This window comes from Nocardia sp. NPDC052112 (assembly GCF_040680135.1).
GTDB lineage: Bacteria > Actinomycetota > Actinomycetes > Mycobacteriales > Mycobacteriaceae > Nocardia.
Window position 1 is genome coordinate 17,358 of record NZ_JBFAWD010000046.1, and the last position, 17,324, is coordinate 34,681.

Annotated in this window: 12 protein-coding genes; all 12 read left to right on the top strand. The window is 65.9% G+C overall.

The features are described 5' to 3' along the window. Window positions 1–177 precede the first annotated feature (177 nt). On the top strand, window positions 178–1,938 hold the full coding sequence (eccA, locus tag AB0L58_RS41785) for a type VII secretion AAA-ATPase EccA (protein WP_364396869.1): 1,761 nt from the start codon (window positions 178–180) through the stop codon (window positions 1,936–1,938). 22 nt (window positions 1,939–1,960) lie between these two features. After that, window positions 1,961–3,493, top strand: a complete 1,533-nt coding sequence (gene eccB / locus AB0L58_RS41790) for a type VII secretion protein EccB (protein WP_364396872.1) — start codon at window positions 1,961–1,963, stop codon at window positions 3,491–3,493. A gap of 73 nt (window positions 3,494–3,566) precedes the next feature. Further along, the gene (gene eccCa / locus AB0L58_RS41795) at window positions 3,567–7,577 is read left to right on the top strand and encodes a type VII secretion protein EccCa (protein WP_364396875.1); all 4,011 of its coding nucleotides are present in this window, start codon (window positions 3,567–3,569) and stop codon (window positions 7,575–7,577) included. Between the two features lie 157 nt (window positions 7,578–7,734). Further along, window positions 7,735–8,049 carry a PE family protein gene (locus tag AB0L58_RS41800; protein WP_364396878.1) on the top strand — a complete coding sequence of 105 codons (315 nt, stop codon included), beginning with the start codon at window positions 7,735–7,737 and terminating at the stop codon, window positions 8,047–8,049. 30 nt (window positions 8,050–8,079) lie between these two features. Next, window positions 8,080–9,405 carry a PPE domain-containing protein gene (locus AB0L58_RS41805; protein ID WP_364396881.1) on the top strand — a complete coding sequence of 442 codons (1,326 nt, stop codon included), beginning with the start codon at window positions 8,080–8,082 and terminating at the stop codon, window positions 9,403–9,405. 40 nt (window positions 9,406–9,445) lie between these two features. Next, on the top strand, window positions 9,446–9,862 hold the full coding sequence (locus tag AB0L58_RS41810; protein ID WP_364396884.1) for a hypothetical protein: 417 nt from the start codon (window positions 9,446–9,448) through the stop codon (window positions 9,860–9,862). Between the two features lie 33 nt (window positions 9,863–9,895). Continuing rightward, window positions 9,896–10,207: a hypothetical protein gene (locus AB0L58_RS41815; protein WP_364396887.1), complete on the top strand. Its 312-nt coding sequence runs from the start codon at window positions 9,896–9,898 to the stop codon at window positions 10,205–10,207. Window positions 10,208–10,216: 9 nt separating this feature from the next. Continuing rightward, window positions 10,217–11,047, top strand: a complete 831-nt coding sequence (locus tag AB0L58_RS41820; protein ID WP_364396890.1) for an ESX secretion-associated protein EspG — start codon at window positions 10,217–10,219, stop codon at window positions 11,045–11,047. 70 nt (window positions 11,048–11,117) lie between these two features. Then, on the top strand, window positions 11,118–12,719 hold the full coding sequence (locus AB0L58_RS41825) for an AAA family ATPase (protein ID WP_364396893.1): 1,602 nt from the start codon (window positions 11,118–11,120) through the stop codon (window positions 12,717–12,719). Continuing rightward, the gene (eccD, locus tag AB0L58_RS41830; protein ID WP_364396896.1) at window positions 12,716–14,245 is read left to right on the top strand and encodes a type VII secretion integral membrane protein EccD; all 1,530 of its coding nucleotides are present in this window, start codon (window positions 12,716–12,718) and stop codon (window positions 14,243–14,245) included. The genes AB0L58_RS41825 and eccD overlap by 4 nt, the downstream gene beginning before the upstream one ends. Next, a complete protein-coding gene (gene mycP, locus AB0L58_RS41835; protein WP_364396899.1) occupies window positions 14,245–15,600 on the top strand; it encodes a type VII secretion-associated serine protease mycosin in 1,356 nt (451 codons plus the stop codon). The genes eccD and mycP overlap by 1 nt, the downstream gene beginning before the upstream one ends. After that, window positions 15,597–17,312 (top strand): type VII secretion protein EccE, encoded by a 1,716-nt coding sequence (gene eccE / locus AB0L58_RS41840; protein WP_364396902.1) that lies wholly within the window; start codon window positions 15,597–15,599, stop codon window positions 17,310–17,312. The genes mycP and eccE overlap by 4 nt, the downstream gene beginning before the upstream one ends. The last annotated feature ends 12 nt before the right edge of the window (window positions 17,313–17,324 follow it).

Consider the following 17,324-nt stretch of genomic DNA (forward strand, 5'->3'; position numbering starts at 1 on the left):
ACATTCAATAACGGTTCGTTAATTAATGTGAACAAACTGGGCCGCGGACGTCGATCTTTGCTGATAGAGGGGTTTCCTCGGCTGCCCGCCTTCCCAATCCTGGGGATAGGTCGATGCCGCGACGTGACCTGAAATAGCTATCTTCGGTCCACGAGATCGTCGGAAGGGAAGTCCGAGTTGTCTGCGGCCGAGGACGCGTTCTATACAGGTGTTCAGAGTCTGGCGCTGGTCGCCGGGGGTGTGCGTAACGAGCAACATGCGGTGGCCGCTTTCCGTGCGGCCACCGATCTGGACCCGGACATGTGCGATGCCTGGCTGGGCCGGGCTATGGCCGGTGAGGTCACCTCCGAGGTGATCTACGGCGCCTACCGCTCTGTGCACAATCTCTACCGGGATCAGCAGCGGGCCGGTCTGGTCGATCGCGCACTCTGGTGTCAGGTGGAGATCGGCGTCTACGGGCTGCGCGTGGCCATGGCGGATCGGGATCAGATCGCCATCGCCCAGGCCTGCTCCTATGCCGACGGTGGTGAATGGCAGGAAGCCGCAGCCATTCTCAACGAAGTGCCCCGCGATGACGTCGCCGACTTCGTGCGGATGTCATTGTTCTTCCGCACCAAACAGTGGATCGACGTGCTCACCGCCCGCAATGCGAAGCCTTCGCTCGATGACGGGCTGCTCGATATCGCCGCCGAACTGATGACCGCGCAGTCGCTCGCGCATCTCGGCCGGCTCGGTGAGGCGCTGCCGCGCGCGCAGCGCATCGTGGAGGACAGCCAGTCCGGCAATCTGTCCTACATCTGGGCGGATGCGCACTACCTGCTCGGCATGCTGCTGCGCCACGACGGGGATCACGAGGCAGCCGACAAGATCCTCAAGGGGCTGCAGGGCTCGGCGTTGTGGCCGGATCGTCCGGACTGGCAACGCGCGGTGCGGGACAAGTCATTTCGGATCGAAATCACCACCGCCGAGGTTATCGCATCGCGGAGTAACCAGTGGGATCCGAAGTCCGGCGACGATCCGGCCGAAGTCGCCGCATCGGCTGCGAGGATGCAACGGGAATCGCTGCTGGAGGAGGCATCGGACCTGTTGCGCACGCAGATCGGCATGGACTCGGTCAAGGAGCAGGTCGACCGCCTCAAGTCGGGTGTACTGATGGATCAGGTGCGGGTCAAGCGCGGGCTCGCCGTCGATTCGCGCTCCCAGCACTTGATCTTCTCCGGCCCGCCCGGCACCGGCAAGACCACCATCGCTCGGGTGATCGCCAAAATCTTCGCGGGCCTGGGAGTGGTCGAGAACGCCGAAGTGATCGAGGTGTCTCGCAACGATATGGTCGGCACCCACCTCGGCCATACCGCGCCGAAGACGAACGCGTTGATCGACTCGGCGTTGGGCGGCGTGCTGTTCATCGATGAGGCGTACACGCTGGTCCAGGAGGGGCTGTCCGGCGGCGATGCCTTCGGTAAGGAAGCCGTCGACACCCTGCTGGCCCGCATGGAGAACGACCGCGACAAGCTGATTGTGATCATTGCCGGCTACGAAGATCAGATCGACCGTTTCCTGGCCTCCAACGACGGTCTCGCCGGGCGCTTCACCAAACGCATCCGCTTTTCCAGCTACGACGCCGATGAACTGGTGCGCATCGCCGATCACATTGCGCGCAAGAAGGATTCGATACTGTCCGAACAGGCCAAGGAAGTGCTGCGGGATCGCTGCGAAACGCTGGCCGGACAGACCAGGAACGGCAGGCCGCTGATCGACCTGGCGGGCAACGGTCGTTTCGTGCGCAATGTGGTCGAAGCCGCCGAGGCCGAGCGGGACTATCGCTTCACCAGGGAAAACGCGGACATCCTTTCGATGACCAACGAAGAGTTGATGACCATCGACGCCTTCGATATCGCCGCGGCGTTGACGGGCCTGGCGCCGGCCGCGACGGGCTGACCTGGTGGCACGCTTCCGGGTGGTGACCAAGCACCAGATTTCGGGGTGGCGGTTTCTGCTGCGCCGCATCGAGCACGCACTGGTCCGCCGGGATGCCTCGATGATCGATGATCCGCAGCGCGGCCGGTCGACCGCATTGACGATCGGCATCGCACTGGCGTGTGTATTGATCGCCGGTTCGGCCGTGCTCGCGTTCTTCAAGCCCGCCAAGAAGGTGGGGGATTCGAAGATCGTGTCGGAGAAGGACACCGGCGCGCTGTTCGTGCGGGTCGGTGGTCGGCTGTATCCGGCGCTCAATCTGACCTCGGCGCGGCTGATTCTCGGTTCGGCGGACAACCCGGTACCGGTTTCGCGTGATGAACTGGCCAAATATCCCCGTGGACCGTGGGTGGGCATTCCGGGCGCACCCGGAACGATCGCCGACACCAGCGACCGGAATTCGTCGTGGACGGTCTGCGACACCGCGAAGATCGGCGCGGCTGCCCCGGTCAATCCGGCGACCGGACTCCCGACTGTCGCGTTGTCTCCGGTGCAGACCACCGCGATCGGTGGTCCATTGACCGTCGACGGTGATGCGATCCGCGGGCTGGCACCCGATGAGGCCCGGTTGCTGCGTGACGACACCACCACCTGGCTGGTGTACTCCGATCCCGAGGAGGGAATCGTCCGCGCCGCCATCGATTTGCGCGATTCGGCCGTGATCCTGGCGCTCGGCATCGATCCGACCTCGACAGTGGTCGCGGCCTCCAAGGGCTTCATCGCCGCCATACCGGAAGCGCCGCCGTTGCGGGTGCCGGTGGTGCCGGGGTCGGGCAATACCGTCACCTTTAGCTCCGGGCTGAGCGTTCCGGTCGGCTCGGTGCTCACGGTATCCACTCCCGACCGTGGCGCGTCCTACTATCTTGTATCGGAATCCGGTGTCGTACAGGTCAATTCGGTGCTGGCGGCGATGATCCGCAATGCCGATTCACACGGCTTGGTCGGTACCAGGACCGTCGGGCCGGATGTGATCGCGGCGAATCTGCGACCTGGTGCGTGGCCGGGTACGGCGGCTTTTCCGAGCCGTCCGGTGCATGTGGTCGATCCGAATCGACTCGGGGTGAGCTGCTACCACTGGTCGCGTTCGGGCACCGATCCGAATGCCGCCATGGAGTTGCTGGTGGGACGGCAGTTGCCGTTGACGGTGGAGGAACAGGGCCGGGCGGTCTTTCTGGTAACTGCGACCGGCTCCCGCGGGACTACCGCCGACGCCGCGTACATGCCGCGGACCACGGGCAGGTTTGTTCAGGTGACCGGCGAGGATCCGGGATCACCCCGGCGCGAGTCGCTGTTCTGGATCTCCGACAGTGGCGTGCGCTACGGCATCGACGTCGGTGAGCACGGTGGGGCCGAGCGGACACTGGGCGCGTTGGGCCTGAAGAATCCGGTCCCCGCGCCGTGGAGTGTCATATCGCTGTTCGCGGTCGGCCCGACCCTGTCTCAGGCCGACGCCCGACTCCAGCACGACGGAATTCCTACGAACAAGGCCGTCGCCGGACTTCCGGGTACCTCGTGACCCAGGGGAGCGAGGAAACCATGAACACAGCACCCCTGGTCGCGGTGGAGCCGAGCGTCAGCGAGGTGCGGCCGTGACCGCGACCCGCCGATTCGTGCGGCCCGCCCGGATGGTGCGCGGCCCCAAGGCACCCGCCGTGACCGAGCTGCGCCTGCAGCCGCCGACCGAACTGCCGAAACCGGTGCCGCCGTCGCGACTCAAGATGATCATGCCGGTCGTCATGGTGTCGGCCATGGCCGGCATGATGGTGATGATGTTCCGCGGCGGCGGGCAGGTGAACCCGATGATGCTGATGTTCCCGATCATGATGCTGGTCTCCATGGGCGGCATGATGGGCGGAGCGCTCAGCGGCAACAGCAGCGGCGGCGCCGCGAGCCTCAACGAGGAGCGCAAGGACTACCTGCGCAGCATCACCGATAACCGCAAGACGGTGCACGCGGCCGAGGCCGAGTTGCACACCTTCCTGCGTTATACCCATCCGGGGCCCACCGAGATCGCCGGATTGATCGGTGGCAAGCGCATGTGGGAGGTCCAGGTCGCCAGTCCGCAATTCCTGCGGGTCCGGGTGGGGCGGGGCCGGATCGCCAACCAGGTGCGCGTCATCGTGCCCGAGGCCGCGCCTACTTCGGATCTGGATCCGGTCGGCGTCGTCGAGGTGACGAGATTCGCGAAGGCGTATTCCACGGTCGGCGGCATGCCGGTCGCGATCAACCTGCTCTCGGCACCGCAGGTGGGCGTCGACGGTGACACCGACGCGGTGGCCGCACTGATCCGGTCGATGATCGCCGAGGTCGTTGTGCTGCACGGTCCCGACCAGATCGCGGTCGCGGCGGTGCTGTCGAATCCCGATGCGCCGGAATGGTCTTGGCTGAAGTGGTTGCCGCATACCCAGCATCCGAGCGATACCGACGCGATCGGGTCGAGCCGGATGGTGTACCGCAGCGTCGCCGAGTTGCGGACGAAGGCGCTGGCCGCGCTCAATCGCGGTCCGTTCTCCGCGAATTCCGAACCCACGCTGGATCGCAAGCATTATCTGTTGATCGTCGATGTCGGCGGTTCCGCCACCGACCGCGATATCTCCGGTATCGATGGCTGTACCTGGCTGCGCCTTGGCCCGGCGGAACAGACCCTGCCGCGGGCGCTGAAGTTCATGGTGCACTCCGACCGGTCGCTGCACGAGGTCACGGTGCGTGGGCTACGGCGGGTCGGTGTCGCCGACTCGATGTCGGTCGCCACGGCAACGGCGTTGGCCCGCAACATTTCTCCCTACCGACTTTCGACGGTGGTCGAGGCGGTGGTCGCCGACCAGGCCAGCGGCGGCACCTCATGGGAGGAGATGGTCGGCATCGTGGATCCGGGCGCGATCCGGGTCGAGCAGCAGTGGCCGCGCCGCCGCGACGCGGACCGGTCCCGGCTGAATATTCCGTTCGGTCACGACCCCGTCGGCGGCCTGGTCCATCTCGACATCAAGGAATCGGCCGAGGAGGGCATGGGCCCGCACGGCATGTGCATCGGCGCCACCGGCTCGGGTAAGTCGGAATTCCTTCGCACACTGGTGCTTTCGGCGGTCGCGACCCATTCACCCGATGTGCTCAACCTATTGCTGGTCGACTTCAAGGGTGGTGCTACCTTCCTCGGCTTCGACCGGCTGCACCACGTCACCGCCGTGGTCACCAATATGGAGGAAGAGGCCGATCTCGTCACTCGTATGGAAGACGTGATCAACGGCGAAATGGGTCGTCGGCAACGGATTCTGCGCGATGCGGGCAACTTCGCCAGCGTCGCCGACTATGAGCGGGCCCGCGAGCAGGGCGCTCAGTTGGCACCGCTGCCCACCCTGCTGATCATCCTCGACGAATTCGCCGAACTACTCGAGCAGCATCCGAACTTCTCGAAACTGTTCGTCGCCATCGGCCGATTGGGCCGATCGCTGCGTATCCATCTGCTGCTGGCCTCGCAGAAGGTGCCGGCGAACCGGATGGGTGAGCTCGAAGCCCACCTCTCCTATCGAATCGCGTTGCGCACCAACCAGACCAGCGATTCCCGTGATGCCATCGGTACCGCGGACGCCTACCACCTGCCGAAGAAGCCGGGCTCGGGTTATCTGCGAGTCGGGTCGGGCGATCTGCAGCGATTCCAGGCCGCCTATGTCGGTGCACCGTACACCGCCCCCGCCCAGACTTCGACGGCCGGCGCACAGCGGGCCCGGCGGCTCGGCGGGAGCTATCGGCCGCCGCAGCCGTTCACCGCGGCGCATATCGTGGAGGTCCGGCCCGCGCAGGTCGAGCCCGAACCCGTTGTGCAACAACCGGAGACGCCGGAGGGCGAGCCGGTGACGGTGATGGAGACCGCGCTGCAGCAACTGGGCGGGTTCGGCACGCCGGCGCACAAGATGTGGCTGCCGCCGCTCACCGTGCCGCCCACTCTGGACAAGCTGCTGTCCGCGGTGACGCCCGGTGCGTTGCAACTGCCGCTGGCCGTGGTGGACAAGCCGCGCCAGCAACGCCAGGACGTGTGGTCGGTCGACCTGTCCGCCGCCGGTGGCCATGTCGCCGTCGTCGGCGGCCCGCAGTCCGGTAAGTCGACGGTGCTGCAGACATTGATCATGGCCGCCGCGCTGACCCACACCCCGGAGCAGGTGCAGTTCTACTGCCTCGACTTCTCCGGCGGCCTTTCGAGTATGCGCAATGTGCCGCACGTCGGCTCGGTCGCGTCGGGACGCGACGGTGACCGGATCCGGCGGACCTTCGCACTGGTCACCAATCTCATCGCGAGCCGGCAGGCACTGTTCGCCGAACTCGGCATCGACTCCATGCGCGAATTCCGACGCCGTCGGAGCTCACCCCGAGAATCGGCAGAACTGATCGCGCGCGGCGATGAGCACGGTGATGTCTTCGTGGTCGTCGATGGCTGGGATGTCGGATTCGCCGTCACCGGACCGTATTTCGACGAATATCTGCCGGTGATGGAGTCGATCGCGCTGACGGGTCTGAACTACGGGATCCATTTGGTCGTCAGCAGCTCGCGGTGGGCGGCGATCCGTCCGGCCATCAAGGATCTGCTGCAGACCAGGCTGGAGATGCGCCTGGGCGACCTGACCGACACTGTGTTCATGGGGCATCGCAGTGTTGTCTCCGCGATCCCACCGGATCGACCCGGTCGCTGTATCTCCAATGACGCGTTGCACATGTTGTCCGCACTGCCCCGCGTCGATGGCATCGGGGAGGCCGAGTCGGTGGGCGCGGGCTTGACGGCCGCGATCGAGCAGCTGCACCGGACCTACCAGGGGCGCCGGGCGCCGGAGGTGAAGCTGCTGCCGGCCCAGATCACCTTGGACGAGATCCTCGCGGGTCGACCGGAACCGGTCAACCTCGCCCAGCGACTGGTGGTGCCGTTCGGTATCCGCGAATCCGATTTGCATCCCGCCGCAGTCGATTTCAGCGTTTCGACACACCTGATCGTGCTGGGATCATCCGGCTCGGGCAAGTCGACGGTGCTATCCGCGCTGCTGCAGTCGATCCGACGGCAGTTCACCAAAGACCAGGCCCGGGTACTGCTGATCGACTACCGCCGCCAACATATGGACACCATCCCTGATGAACAGTTGATCGGCTTCCTGACCAGCGAGCGCGATCTGCTCGACGGGCTGCCACCTTTCGCGGAGAAGATGCGTAGCCGCCGCCCTCCGGACGGCGTCACCTCACAGCAGCTCAAGGAGCGCTCATGGTGGACCGGACCGGAGATCTTCGTAGTGGTCGACGACTATCACATGGTCGCCCAGCGTGGCCTGCGCAATCCACTGGAACCGTTGAAGGACATCATCATCGACGGCCGCGATACCGGATTGCATGTCATCGTGGCGCGCAATATCGCCCAGGCCGATACCGCGATGTACGACAACGTGCTCGGTCAGATCAAGAACCTCAACTCCTCCGGTGTGATCATGGACGGCTCGAGACTGGACGGCATTCTCATCGGCGATGTGAAGCCGATGAAACAGCCGGTGGGCCGTGGCATCTTCGTCGAGCCGCTGCACTCGCGCAAGGATCTCGTGCAATCCGCTTGGACCCCGCCGGAAGAGTAGGACCGGGATGGTTAGCCGAGATCAGCAGTGGGTAAGGTTCTTCCGGGATCCGACCGACTGCTATTCCCGTGGCTGGGAATGACTTAGCGTTCTCATTGACGGAACGTTCTTGATGTGCCGCTCGCCGATAACTGGCACCAGTCGTTAGGAGACTTCCATGTACCTCGATCTCATCTCGGCGGAGCTCCCGGCCATTGCTTCTCGCCTCGGCATCAGCGCGGCGGACCTCATGGCGATGCTTGATTCGGCTGCCATCGGTTCTGTACCGCTGCCGCCGGGCTTCGACGACGTCAGCGCGTGCATCCCCACTGCCTTCGGCGCACATGCGGTGTCATTCTTCCCTGTTACGGCAACTGGGGTTATGCAAGGTATCGACGGCGCGGTCACCTTGCCCGAGGTCGGTATTGCCTACACCAGTTGCGATGCACAGGGTGAGGGGCAAGTCATCAGCGAGGGAGTATTCGGCAAATAGTCGCGGATAGCCCGAGCTGAGGCTGATGACATGCTCGATGTCGTATTCGGCGCGTTGGCGCCGGAAGCAATAATCATCCCGCTACTCGCCGGTGATGGAGCCACGTCGACGTCGCTGGTGGCAGGAGCTTACGAGGCATTGTCCGCGCAATTGGATGCCGCCGCGGCCAATACCGACGGCTCGATGCTTCAAATGGGCGGCGGGGTTTGGGGCGGATTGTCGGCCGACCAGGCACAGGTGGCGTTCCGTAACCACTCGAATTGGCTGCGTGAGCAGGCTTTGGTGGCTAAGCAGACCGCTCGGGTGGCGGACGCGGTGGTGGCGATTTACAACCAGGCCCGTAGCGAGATGGCGGGGGTGGCCGCTTGGTGCGCCGAAGTCAGGGCGCGCGAGACCGGCTTGCTCCTCAGCACTGCGCTCGGCGCGCCGACCGGGCTGGGGCTGATCGAGACCGAGGCCGAGTTGCTTGCGGTCAGAGGGGCAGCCCTCGGTGTGATGGCGGGCTATGCCGCTGAGCTACTGCCCACCCTGGCGACGCTACCGCCACCGATCGAGGCGCCACCGATCGTGACCGGAGGTGGCGATTCTGGTGTGGGGTCGAATTATTCGCCATTCGACACGGCGTCCAATGGGACTACCGACAACACCGGTACCGGACACACCCAAACCACTTCGACGACAAACAACACCGGGTCGGATAGCGGTGGTGACAGTACGTCGAAGGGCGGCGGCGACAACGGGTCCACCGATCCCGCCAAGCCCACCGATCCCACTCAGCCTACTGATCCGACGAACTCGACCCCGGCCGATCCGCAGCAGTTGGCACCCGAGGTGGATCCCAGTTCGCTGTCCGGAGATTCCGGCGCTCAGGGCGCGTCGGATCAGCAGTGGCTATACGGCGCATCGCAGAACTCGACGACGCTGGCGGGTTTGAACGGCGGGGTGGGCAGTCTGGTCGCGATCAACATGATGCGGGGCGGGCTCGGCTCGATGCCGGGCGCGTCGACCGGATTCCGGATGCCGGCCAGCTGGTTGCGCGCCCCCGGCGCGAGCTTCGGCCCCACCTCGAATCCGGTGTCGACCGGCCCCGCTAGCCGTGGTGGACCACCGCGTCGGGTGGTCTCGGCCGATGCCCGCAGGCGCCGTCGTCGCCGTGACGAGGAACGCAAGCCGGGCAAGGTTTTCGTACCGGGCGAACAGTTCGAGGTCCCGGTGCTGGAGAAGCCGCCGGTCATCGGTGTCATCGAATACACCGATCGACCGGAGGAATCGGTCGCCGACCAGGAAATCCTGGTCGGTGTCATCGGACGAGTCGACGACGATGCGGACTCGAATGCCCCAGTTCTTCCGCGGTAAATCGCCGAGGTCGAATTCCAGTTGATGGAGAGGAACAACAATGGCTACTTTCACTCATGTCGACCCCGAGAAATTGAAGACGGGCGCCGCCAATTCGTCCGCCTGCCTCGGTGAACTCGAGGGTTGCCTGAACGGTATGTGGAGTGCTCAAGACGAGCTGGCGGCAGCGGTACCGCCCACGAGTCAGACCGGTCGGGCGGCCCAGACGGCGCTGTCCAACGCGTACAACGCGGGCAAATCTCTGGGTGGCACGCTGCAGGAGATCATCGACGCGTTGAACGATGCCGGTGTCAAGATCGACGCCCACGACTTGGACGCGGCATCCCAGGTCACCCACAGTGGCGGAGACGCGGGCTCATATGTCAGTGCCGGTGGTGACCACACCTTCCTGGGTTCGCAGGGTCAGGCGGCTTATAACGCCGGATCAACGAAGACCGATTTCAACACGTGGCACTGAGTAAATAACCGAGGCTCGAGAAAGGCAATTACGATGACCGGAGCCATTCACTTCAATTACGGCGCCGCAGAGGCGGCCACAGGTAACATCGGATCCCTTGTTGCCCAGATGCAGAACAACTCGGACAACCTGCGCAAGCTCTATAACCTGCTCATGCAGGAGTTCAACGGCTCGGCAGCCGAAGGATACCAGGGGATCATGAGCGTCTTCGACGGCAAGATCACCGCCTACGACGGCCAGGTCAAGGCACTGAATGCCAAAATGTCCGAGCACATGAACAGTGGCGGAACGATGAACCAGATCGATATCGTCCAGGGAAACCGGTTCGGCTCGATCAGGGCATAACGGTAGGCAGTGGAGACCGATCCGATCGCGGTCGACCTGAATGTCGATGCCGCGCTGCTGTTGCAAGACATGGCGGGCATCGACTCCTATCCCCAGGTATTGGCACTGCTGCCGAACGTCTACAAACTCGACGATCTGGCTCGGGTGCGCGCCGTTGTCGCGCGTGATCTCGCGGAAGCGGGCGTCATCGACGGCGATCGAGTGCACCCGGTGGTCGAGGATTGGCTGCAGTGCCTCTACCGACCGGATGTGGAACTGGCTGTGCGAGTGCTGGATTTCGGGCCGGACGGTGCGCCGCAGGGCATGCTGCGGCTAGCGCTGGTCCGGCGCGGCGACTCCCATGTCTTGGCGGTTCGCCATGACGACGAGGTTGTCATCCAGTCGGTTTTTCAGGAAGGACGACAGCTCGACACGATATCCGCCACCGTGCTCGCCGCGCTCGGGCCTTGTCCGGCAGTGCGTTTCGAGCCGGTGACCGCACCGCAGGTGGAGTTCGCCGAGCTGCCCGCGGATCAGGACGAATGTCGGCGGGCATTACTGGAGACGGGTGCGCAACCGCATACCGCGAGTGTGCTCAGCCGCATCCGCGACGAGGTCGAGCGGCGCGCGGAGGTGGTGGTTATCGAACACCGGGACGGTAGCGAGCAGCGGCCGAAAGCCTATGTGAATGTACTCGATACACTGTCGGGACGGGTCGTCGTGACTCCGAGTGTAGCGATGGACGGGGAAGTCCGATCGACCTACGCTCCGGGTGACGATGCCGCCCTGCATGCCGGGATCGGAGCACTGGTCGAACTGCTGCCGGGCCGAAGCTGGTTCGATACCAGTCGAGTTGGTTGACCGTCGCGCTGGAGTTGTTGTAGCGCGACGGTTGCCGACGGCACAGGGGTTTTTCGAGAGGACGACAGATATGAGCCGAGCGCCGAGTACGAATGGTCATCAGGCCGAGTCCGTCCGGAACAAGGGCGGCTACGACGCCTTTTTCATGCAAGCCCCGCCCGAGGAGTCGAGCGACCCGGCGACCGGCGGCGTGGCGGCGCGTCCTCATCAAAGCTCGAGCGACCCGGTGATCGGGGCGCCCGACCATGCGCGGCCGTCGGCGTCGTCGGGCCAGGACAGCCCGGCCGAGTCGGCGGGCAGGAGTGCGTCCGAGGCCGTCGACGCGCATGCGCATCCCCCGGGACCGTCAGCCATGTCGAATGTGGCTGCGTCGAATATGGCTGCGTCGAGTCAAGATTCCGGCTCCGTACTGCCGCAGGCGGCGCAGTCGTGGGCAGCCCGTGCGGACTCGGAACCTGCGACCGCACGGATCACCACATCCGGGCCGAGTGCCACTGTCGGCCCTGGCGTCGCTACCGGATCCGCCACGACGGTGGGATCCGGTACCGGTGTCGGCTCCGGCGCCGCGGCCGCTCAGTACACCGACAACACCGCCTCGCCGTGGCAACCGGCCACCGCCCACCAGCCGTCCACCGTGGCCGCGAACTGGGTGCCCGATCGGATCGACCACGCCGCGGCCGAATCGGCGCCGCGGGTCGAGGTGCTGCCCGCCGCGTTGACCTCGATGGACCTGTTGGCCGATATCGCGGCAGCCAACAAGGCTCGGCTGCAATCCAGCACCGGTGTCCGCGGCGCACTGAACAAGGTGGGGTTCCGGCTCGGTCTGTCGCCCGCCGAACAGCGCACCGAGGACCGCCGCGCCCGAATTCGCCGACAGCTCAATACCGCCTATCAGATCGCGGTGATCAGCGTGAAGGGCGGCGTCGGCCGCACCACCACCGCCGCGACCCTCGGCTCGACCTTCGCGGCGCTGCGCCCGGACCGAGTCGTCGCCGTCGACGCGAACCCGGATTTCGGTGATCTTCCCACTCGCACCGCACCGCACCCGTATGGTCTGACCTTGCGTGATCTCGCGCAGGCGTCGAATCTGGAGGCCTTCTCGACGGTGCAGTCGTTCATGTCCATCAACACGGCCGATCTGGCCGTCATCGCCTCGCCGTGGACCATCGAGGCCACCGAGGCGCTCTCGGGCCGCGAATACGCAACGGCTGTAGAGGTTTTGCGCCGCCATTTCAACCTGTTGCTCGTCGATTGCGGCACTGGTGTGCTGGATTCGGTGACGCTGAGTGTGCTGCAGAGCAGCGATGCCGTGGTGGTGGTCACCCCGGCCACCGTCGGAGGAGTGAAAGGCGCGGTGGCGACACTGAATTGGCTCAGTTCGCACGGTATGCAGCATCTGATCGCGAAATCGGTGGTTTCGATCGTGCATCAACAGCCGTCCAAGCCGATCGTCGATGTCTCGGCCATCGAGAAGCTGTTCGCGACTGGGCAGCGTCCGACCTGCATCCTGCCCTACGACGGCCATCTGGCCGAGGGCGGCGAAATCGATCTGCGCTTGCTGGAGAAGGAAACCCTGCTCGCCTTCGAGGAACTCGCGGCCGGGCTCGCGGATGGATTTCCGAATTATCTTGGCGGCACCGGTGGTAACCGGTCCGCCGGAGGGTGGCGATGAGTACTGCCGTTGCTTCGCCGCCGGGGGCCGCTCCCGCGGCCCCCGCCGAGGTGGCCCGTGCCCGGATGGCGATCCTGGTGTCCAGCTACCAGGTCGATGTGGTGGTGCCGACCAAGTTCACCATCGAGACCTTCATCGATGATCTGTTGGTCGTACTGGCCAAGGCCATCGATGACGAAACCGTCGATTTCACTCCCCCGTCCGGTCAGTGGAGTCTGGCCCGGCCGGGTGAGGCGCCGATGCCGCGCTGGCGCAGCCTCGCCGATCACGACGTGGTCGACGGCACGGTGCTGATATTGGCCGCAGTCGAATCGGGCGAGATCTTCACACCGGTCGTCGAGGACATCACCGATGCGCTTGCCCTGATCAACGAGCGCGAATTCGCCGAATTCGACGCCGACACCGCGGTAGTGGTCGGTTCGGCCACACTCGGGTTCGGCGCACTCGCGGTCGCGGGGATGTTGTCGTGGGCGTGGACCGAAACGGGTTCGGTCTGGGGGTATGCGTTGCCGGCACTGCTGCTCGGTGCGGTGTGCTGGGGTGCGGCGGTGCAAGCACGGCGGCGTGGTTCGACAGCGCGGATCTGCCTCGGTTTGGCGCTGTCGGCGATTCCGCTGTTGTTCGCGGGCGGTGCGATGCTGGTCCCGCCGGCCTACGGTGAGCCGGGGCCGTTCGAGGCGGCGAACCTGGCCGCGGGCTCGGTCGTCGTCGCGGTGGCGGCCGCGGCCATGATGCGCTCGATCGGGCTGGGCATCGCCACTCTGATGGGGGTGACGGTACTTGGCGCAACCGTGGCCGCGGCCGCGATTCCGCTTACTTACCTCGACCTTGCGGTGCGGCAGGTGGCCGGCGGCGCCGCGTTGGTCGGACTGATACTGCTCACCGCGGCACCGCGACTCGCCGTGGTTATCGCCCGGATCCGGCCGCCGGATCTGCCGGATCCCGGCAATGAGGTCGCACCGGCCACACTGACCGATATCTTCGACGCCGAATCCGCGCGCGACGACGCCGATCTCGATTCCGCCGAGACCGAGCGACACCGGGAGCAGGCCGGGGCCGGGATCGAGGGGCGTGCCAGATTGGCGGTGACCAGTCTGCGCGGTCTGATCGCGGCGACTTCCGTGCTGTTGTCGGTGGCCGCTGTTGTCTCGACCGCGGTCAGTCCCGGCGGGATCCGAGAGATCGTGCTTGCCGCGGCCGTGGCCGGTCTGCTGGCGATGCGCGCGCGCTGGTTCCCGGACCGCGTCCAGGCGATCGCCCTGATCACCGCGGCGGCCGTCGTCGTGGTCGGCGTCGGTTTCGTGCTGATCGGCACCTACGACAACGCGCCAGCACACCTGGTCGTGGTCATCGTGGTCGGGGCGGCCGCGGTCGCGGCATGCGTTGCGGCAGTGAAGTTGCCGGGCCGACGGCTCTCGCCGGTGACTCGGCGGATCATCGATCTGATCGAGTACGCCCTCATTCTCGTGATTCCGATCGTCTCCTGCTGGATCATGGGCATCTACACCGCGATGCGGGCGATCTGATGCGAATCAGCGCAACCGCGCTCGCGGTGGTGCTCGGCATCGCGCTGATCGCCTGCGGCGCACCGGTATCGGCGGTGGAGCCGCCGCAGGTGGTGGTCGGCGCGGCGCCACCGGATGGACCACCCGGTCCTGAGCTCCCGACGAAACAGGACAAGGGATGCCTGGCGGCCGGTGTACTGAAGGACAGCGATATGTCTCGGGTCCCGCCGCCGGAGCTCATGTTGGACCTCCCGCGAGCGCGCGCGCTGAGCCGCGGCGCTGGGGTCACCGTCGCGGTCATCGACACCGGGGTAACGCCCAGTTCTCGGCTACCCGGTCTGGCCGGTGGTGGCGACTATGTGGCGGCGGGTGGCGACGGCCTGTCCGATTGTGATGCCCATGGCACGCTGGTGGCCGGAATCATCGGCGCCGCAACCGATCCCGCCGACGCGTTTTCCGGTGTCGCCCCCGACGCCAGGATCATCTCCATCCGCTACCGCTCAGGTGCGTTCATCCTCGACAACCCAGGCAAAGACTCGCCAGATCAGACCGTTCTCGACCTCAGGGCGCTGTCGCGGGCGATCGTGCACGCGGCGAACTCGGGTGCCGGGGTGATCACGGTGTCGTTGCCGATCTGTGTGAAGGTGGGCGCACCCATCGATCAGTCGATCTTGTCGGCGGCCATCGGATATGCCGTCCACGTTCGGGGCGCGCTGATCGTGGCCGGTGCCGGAAACACCACCGCCATGGGGTGCGAGCAGAATCCGGATATCGACGTGACCCGCCCCGGGGACCCGCGCAACTGGCGTGACGTCAAGACCGTATCGGCACCGGGCTGGTTCGGCTCGGATGTGCTGACCGTCGGCTATACCACCGCGACCGGCGCGGTGATGGCGGATTCGCTGACCGGCCCGTGGGTTTCGGTGGCCGCCCCCGGTACTGCGATCGAATCGCTCGGCCCCGGCAGCGACAGTCTGATCAACGGTGTCGGTGAGCCGGGCAAATTGGTGCCGGTCGGCGGCACCTCGTTCGCCGCGGCCTACGTCAGCGGTGTGGCGGCACTGCTGCGGTCCCGGTTCCCGAACGAAACTCCGGCCGAGGTCATGGCCCGGCTGACGGCCAGCGCCCACGCTCCGGCCCGCGGTCTCGACAATAGCGTCGGTGCGGGCATGATCGATCCGCTTGCCGCGCTGAGCTATCGCACGCCGCCGCAGCCGCCCGCCGGTCTCTACCGGTCATCGGTGCTGCCCATGCCGGCACCGCCACGCGCCAAGGACATCCGACCGATGATCACGGCGACTGCGGTCATCCTCGCCGCCGTCCTGCTCGGCCTCGGTGCGAGCCGTGTGAACTCCGCGGGCCGGAGGCGGAGGTGAGCCTTCCGAGCATTCGGGTGGGCGGTGTCGAACGTGGTCCGTTCGCCGTCGCCGTGATCGGCGGCAGCCTGGTGGTGACCGGGCTGTGGGTGCACACGCCGATCTGGGTCAGCGCCACGGTGGTGACGGTGCTGTTGGTGACTGTCGCGGTGCAGGTGGACGGGCGCACGACCAGCCGGTGGTTACTCGACTGGGCCGAATATCGTTTCGGCCGGGCCGCGCGGGCCGAGGCGCTCGCCAACCCGACTCAGGTGCGGGATGTCGAGGTTGCCGCCGGGGTATGCGGAATCCGCGCCGAAGACACCGTGCTCACCGCGATGATCCAGCTCGCCCCGAATCTGGATCTGCCGACGGTCATCGCGGAGAAGTCGATCTATACCGAGGACACGGTGCCGATCGACGCGCTGGTGGGGCTGCTCGAGCAGTTCGGCGTCGAGGTCGATATCGATATCGTGACGACCGGTCAGCGGGTTCGCTCGACCGGTAACTACAGCATGCTCTACGACCAGCTGATCGGATCCCATCCGGTGGTCGGTCATCGCCTCACCTGGCTGGTCGTCCGCCTGGATATGGCACGGAATCTGGAGCTGCTACAGCGGCGCGGTCCCGTCGCGATGGTGGCGCCCAAGGCGTTGGCCACCGCGGCGCACCGCATCGCGGGTCGGTTGCGCGAACGCAATATCGCCGCGCACGCGCTGCCCGCGGCGGCGCTCGTCGAGGCGACCAGGCTGCTACACGCCGGCGTCGAACTCTCCGATTTGCGCGAGACCTGGACCTGCATGGAGACTTCGGTACCCGGCCGCTGCGTGACCAGCTTCCTGATCGACTGGACCCGGCTCGACGGTGTCGGCCTGGACGATTGCTGGGCCTGGAACCGCGGCCGCACGACCCTGGTTGTCAGCCTCACCGATGCGGAGACCGGGCCGCGCGCGCTCGCGCGATATGTGGGCCCACCCGTTACCAACGCGCCGCCGGAATATCTGCGTCCACTGTCCGGTCGGCAGGCGACCGCATTGCTGGCCTCGCTGCCGACCGGCACGTCTATCCGGGCGGTGCCCGCCGATGAGTCGGGCAGCGATATCGCCCCTGAGGAGCTGCTTGCCGATCTCACGATCGCAATCGGACCCAATGGCCAGATTCTCGGTTCCATCAGCGGTCAGCCGCGGCATACCTTGGCGCTGCCGCTCTTCGATCCGGCTCGCTACAACCCGCGTCGGCGCACCATCGATGTGCACGCCGACCTGCCGGTGGCACAGCAGATCGTGTTGCGCGCCATGGTGGTCGGCGCGGATGTCGAGGTCCATTCGGGGCGCCCGCACCGTTGGTGGCAGCTGGTCGCGGCGGTGGGTGATCCGGAATCGCTGCGGCTGGCTCCGGAGACCAATGCCGCCGCGGGGCAGGCCGGTTCGGGGCCGCCGCCGTCCTCGGCGACGATCACGGTCTTCGACAATCTGCCGCCGCAGGTATCGACCGCGCACACCACCGTGACCATCAGCGAGCCCGGTGGGCCACGGCGGCGGTCGGTCGATCTGGCGATAAACCAGGTCAGCGCGACCGCGGTGGATGTCAGCATTCCGATGCGGACCGTACGCGTCGATTTGATCGAGCCGCGCGGTGAAACCCGCTATTTCGATTCCGCTGCCGAACAACCCGCGATCACCGCGGGTGCCAATGGCGCCACGCCAGGGCCCGACGTTCGGCGCATGAGCTGATGGGAGACAGGT

What these genes read in the sequence shown, in the direction of transcription:
- AB0L58_RS41810 (WP_364396884.1), top strand. Translation starts at nt 9,446, where the DNA reads ATGGCTACTTTCACTCATGTCGACCCCGAGAAATTGAAGACGGGCGCC.
- mycP (WP_364396899.1), top strand. Translation starts at nt 14,245, where the DNA reads ATGCGAATCAGCGCAACCGCGCTCGCGGTGGTGCTCGGCATCGCGCTG.
- AB0L58_RS41805 (WP_364396881.1), top strand. Translation starts at nt 8,080, where the DNA reads ATGCTCGATGTCGTATTCGGCGCGTTGGCGCCGGAAGCAATAATCATC.
- AB0L58_RS41825 (WP_364396893.1), top strand. Translation starts at nt 11,118, where the DNA reads ATGAGCCGAGCGCCGAGTACGAATGGTCATCAGGCCGAGTCCGTCCGG.
- eccD (WP_364396896.1), top strand. Translation starts at nt 12,716, where the DNA reads ATGAGTACTGCCGTTGCTTCGCCGCCGGGGGCCGCTCCCGCGGCCCCC.
- AB0L58_RS41815 (WP_364396887.1), top strand. Translation starts at nt 9,896, where the DNA reads ATGACCGGAGCCATTCACTTCAATTACGGCGCCGCAGAGGCGGCCACA.
- AB0L58_RS41800 (WP_364396878.1), top strand. Translation starts at nt 7,735, where the DNA reads ATGTACCTCGATCTCATCTCGGCGGAGCTCCCGGCCATTGCTTCTCGC.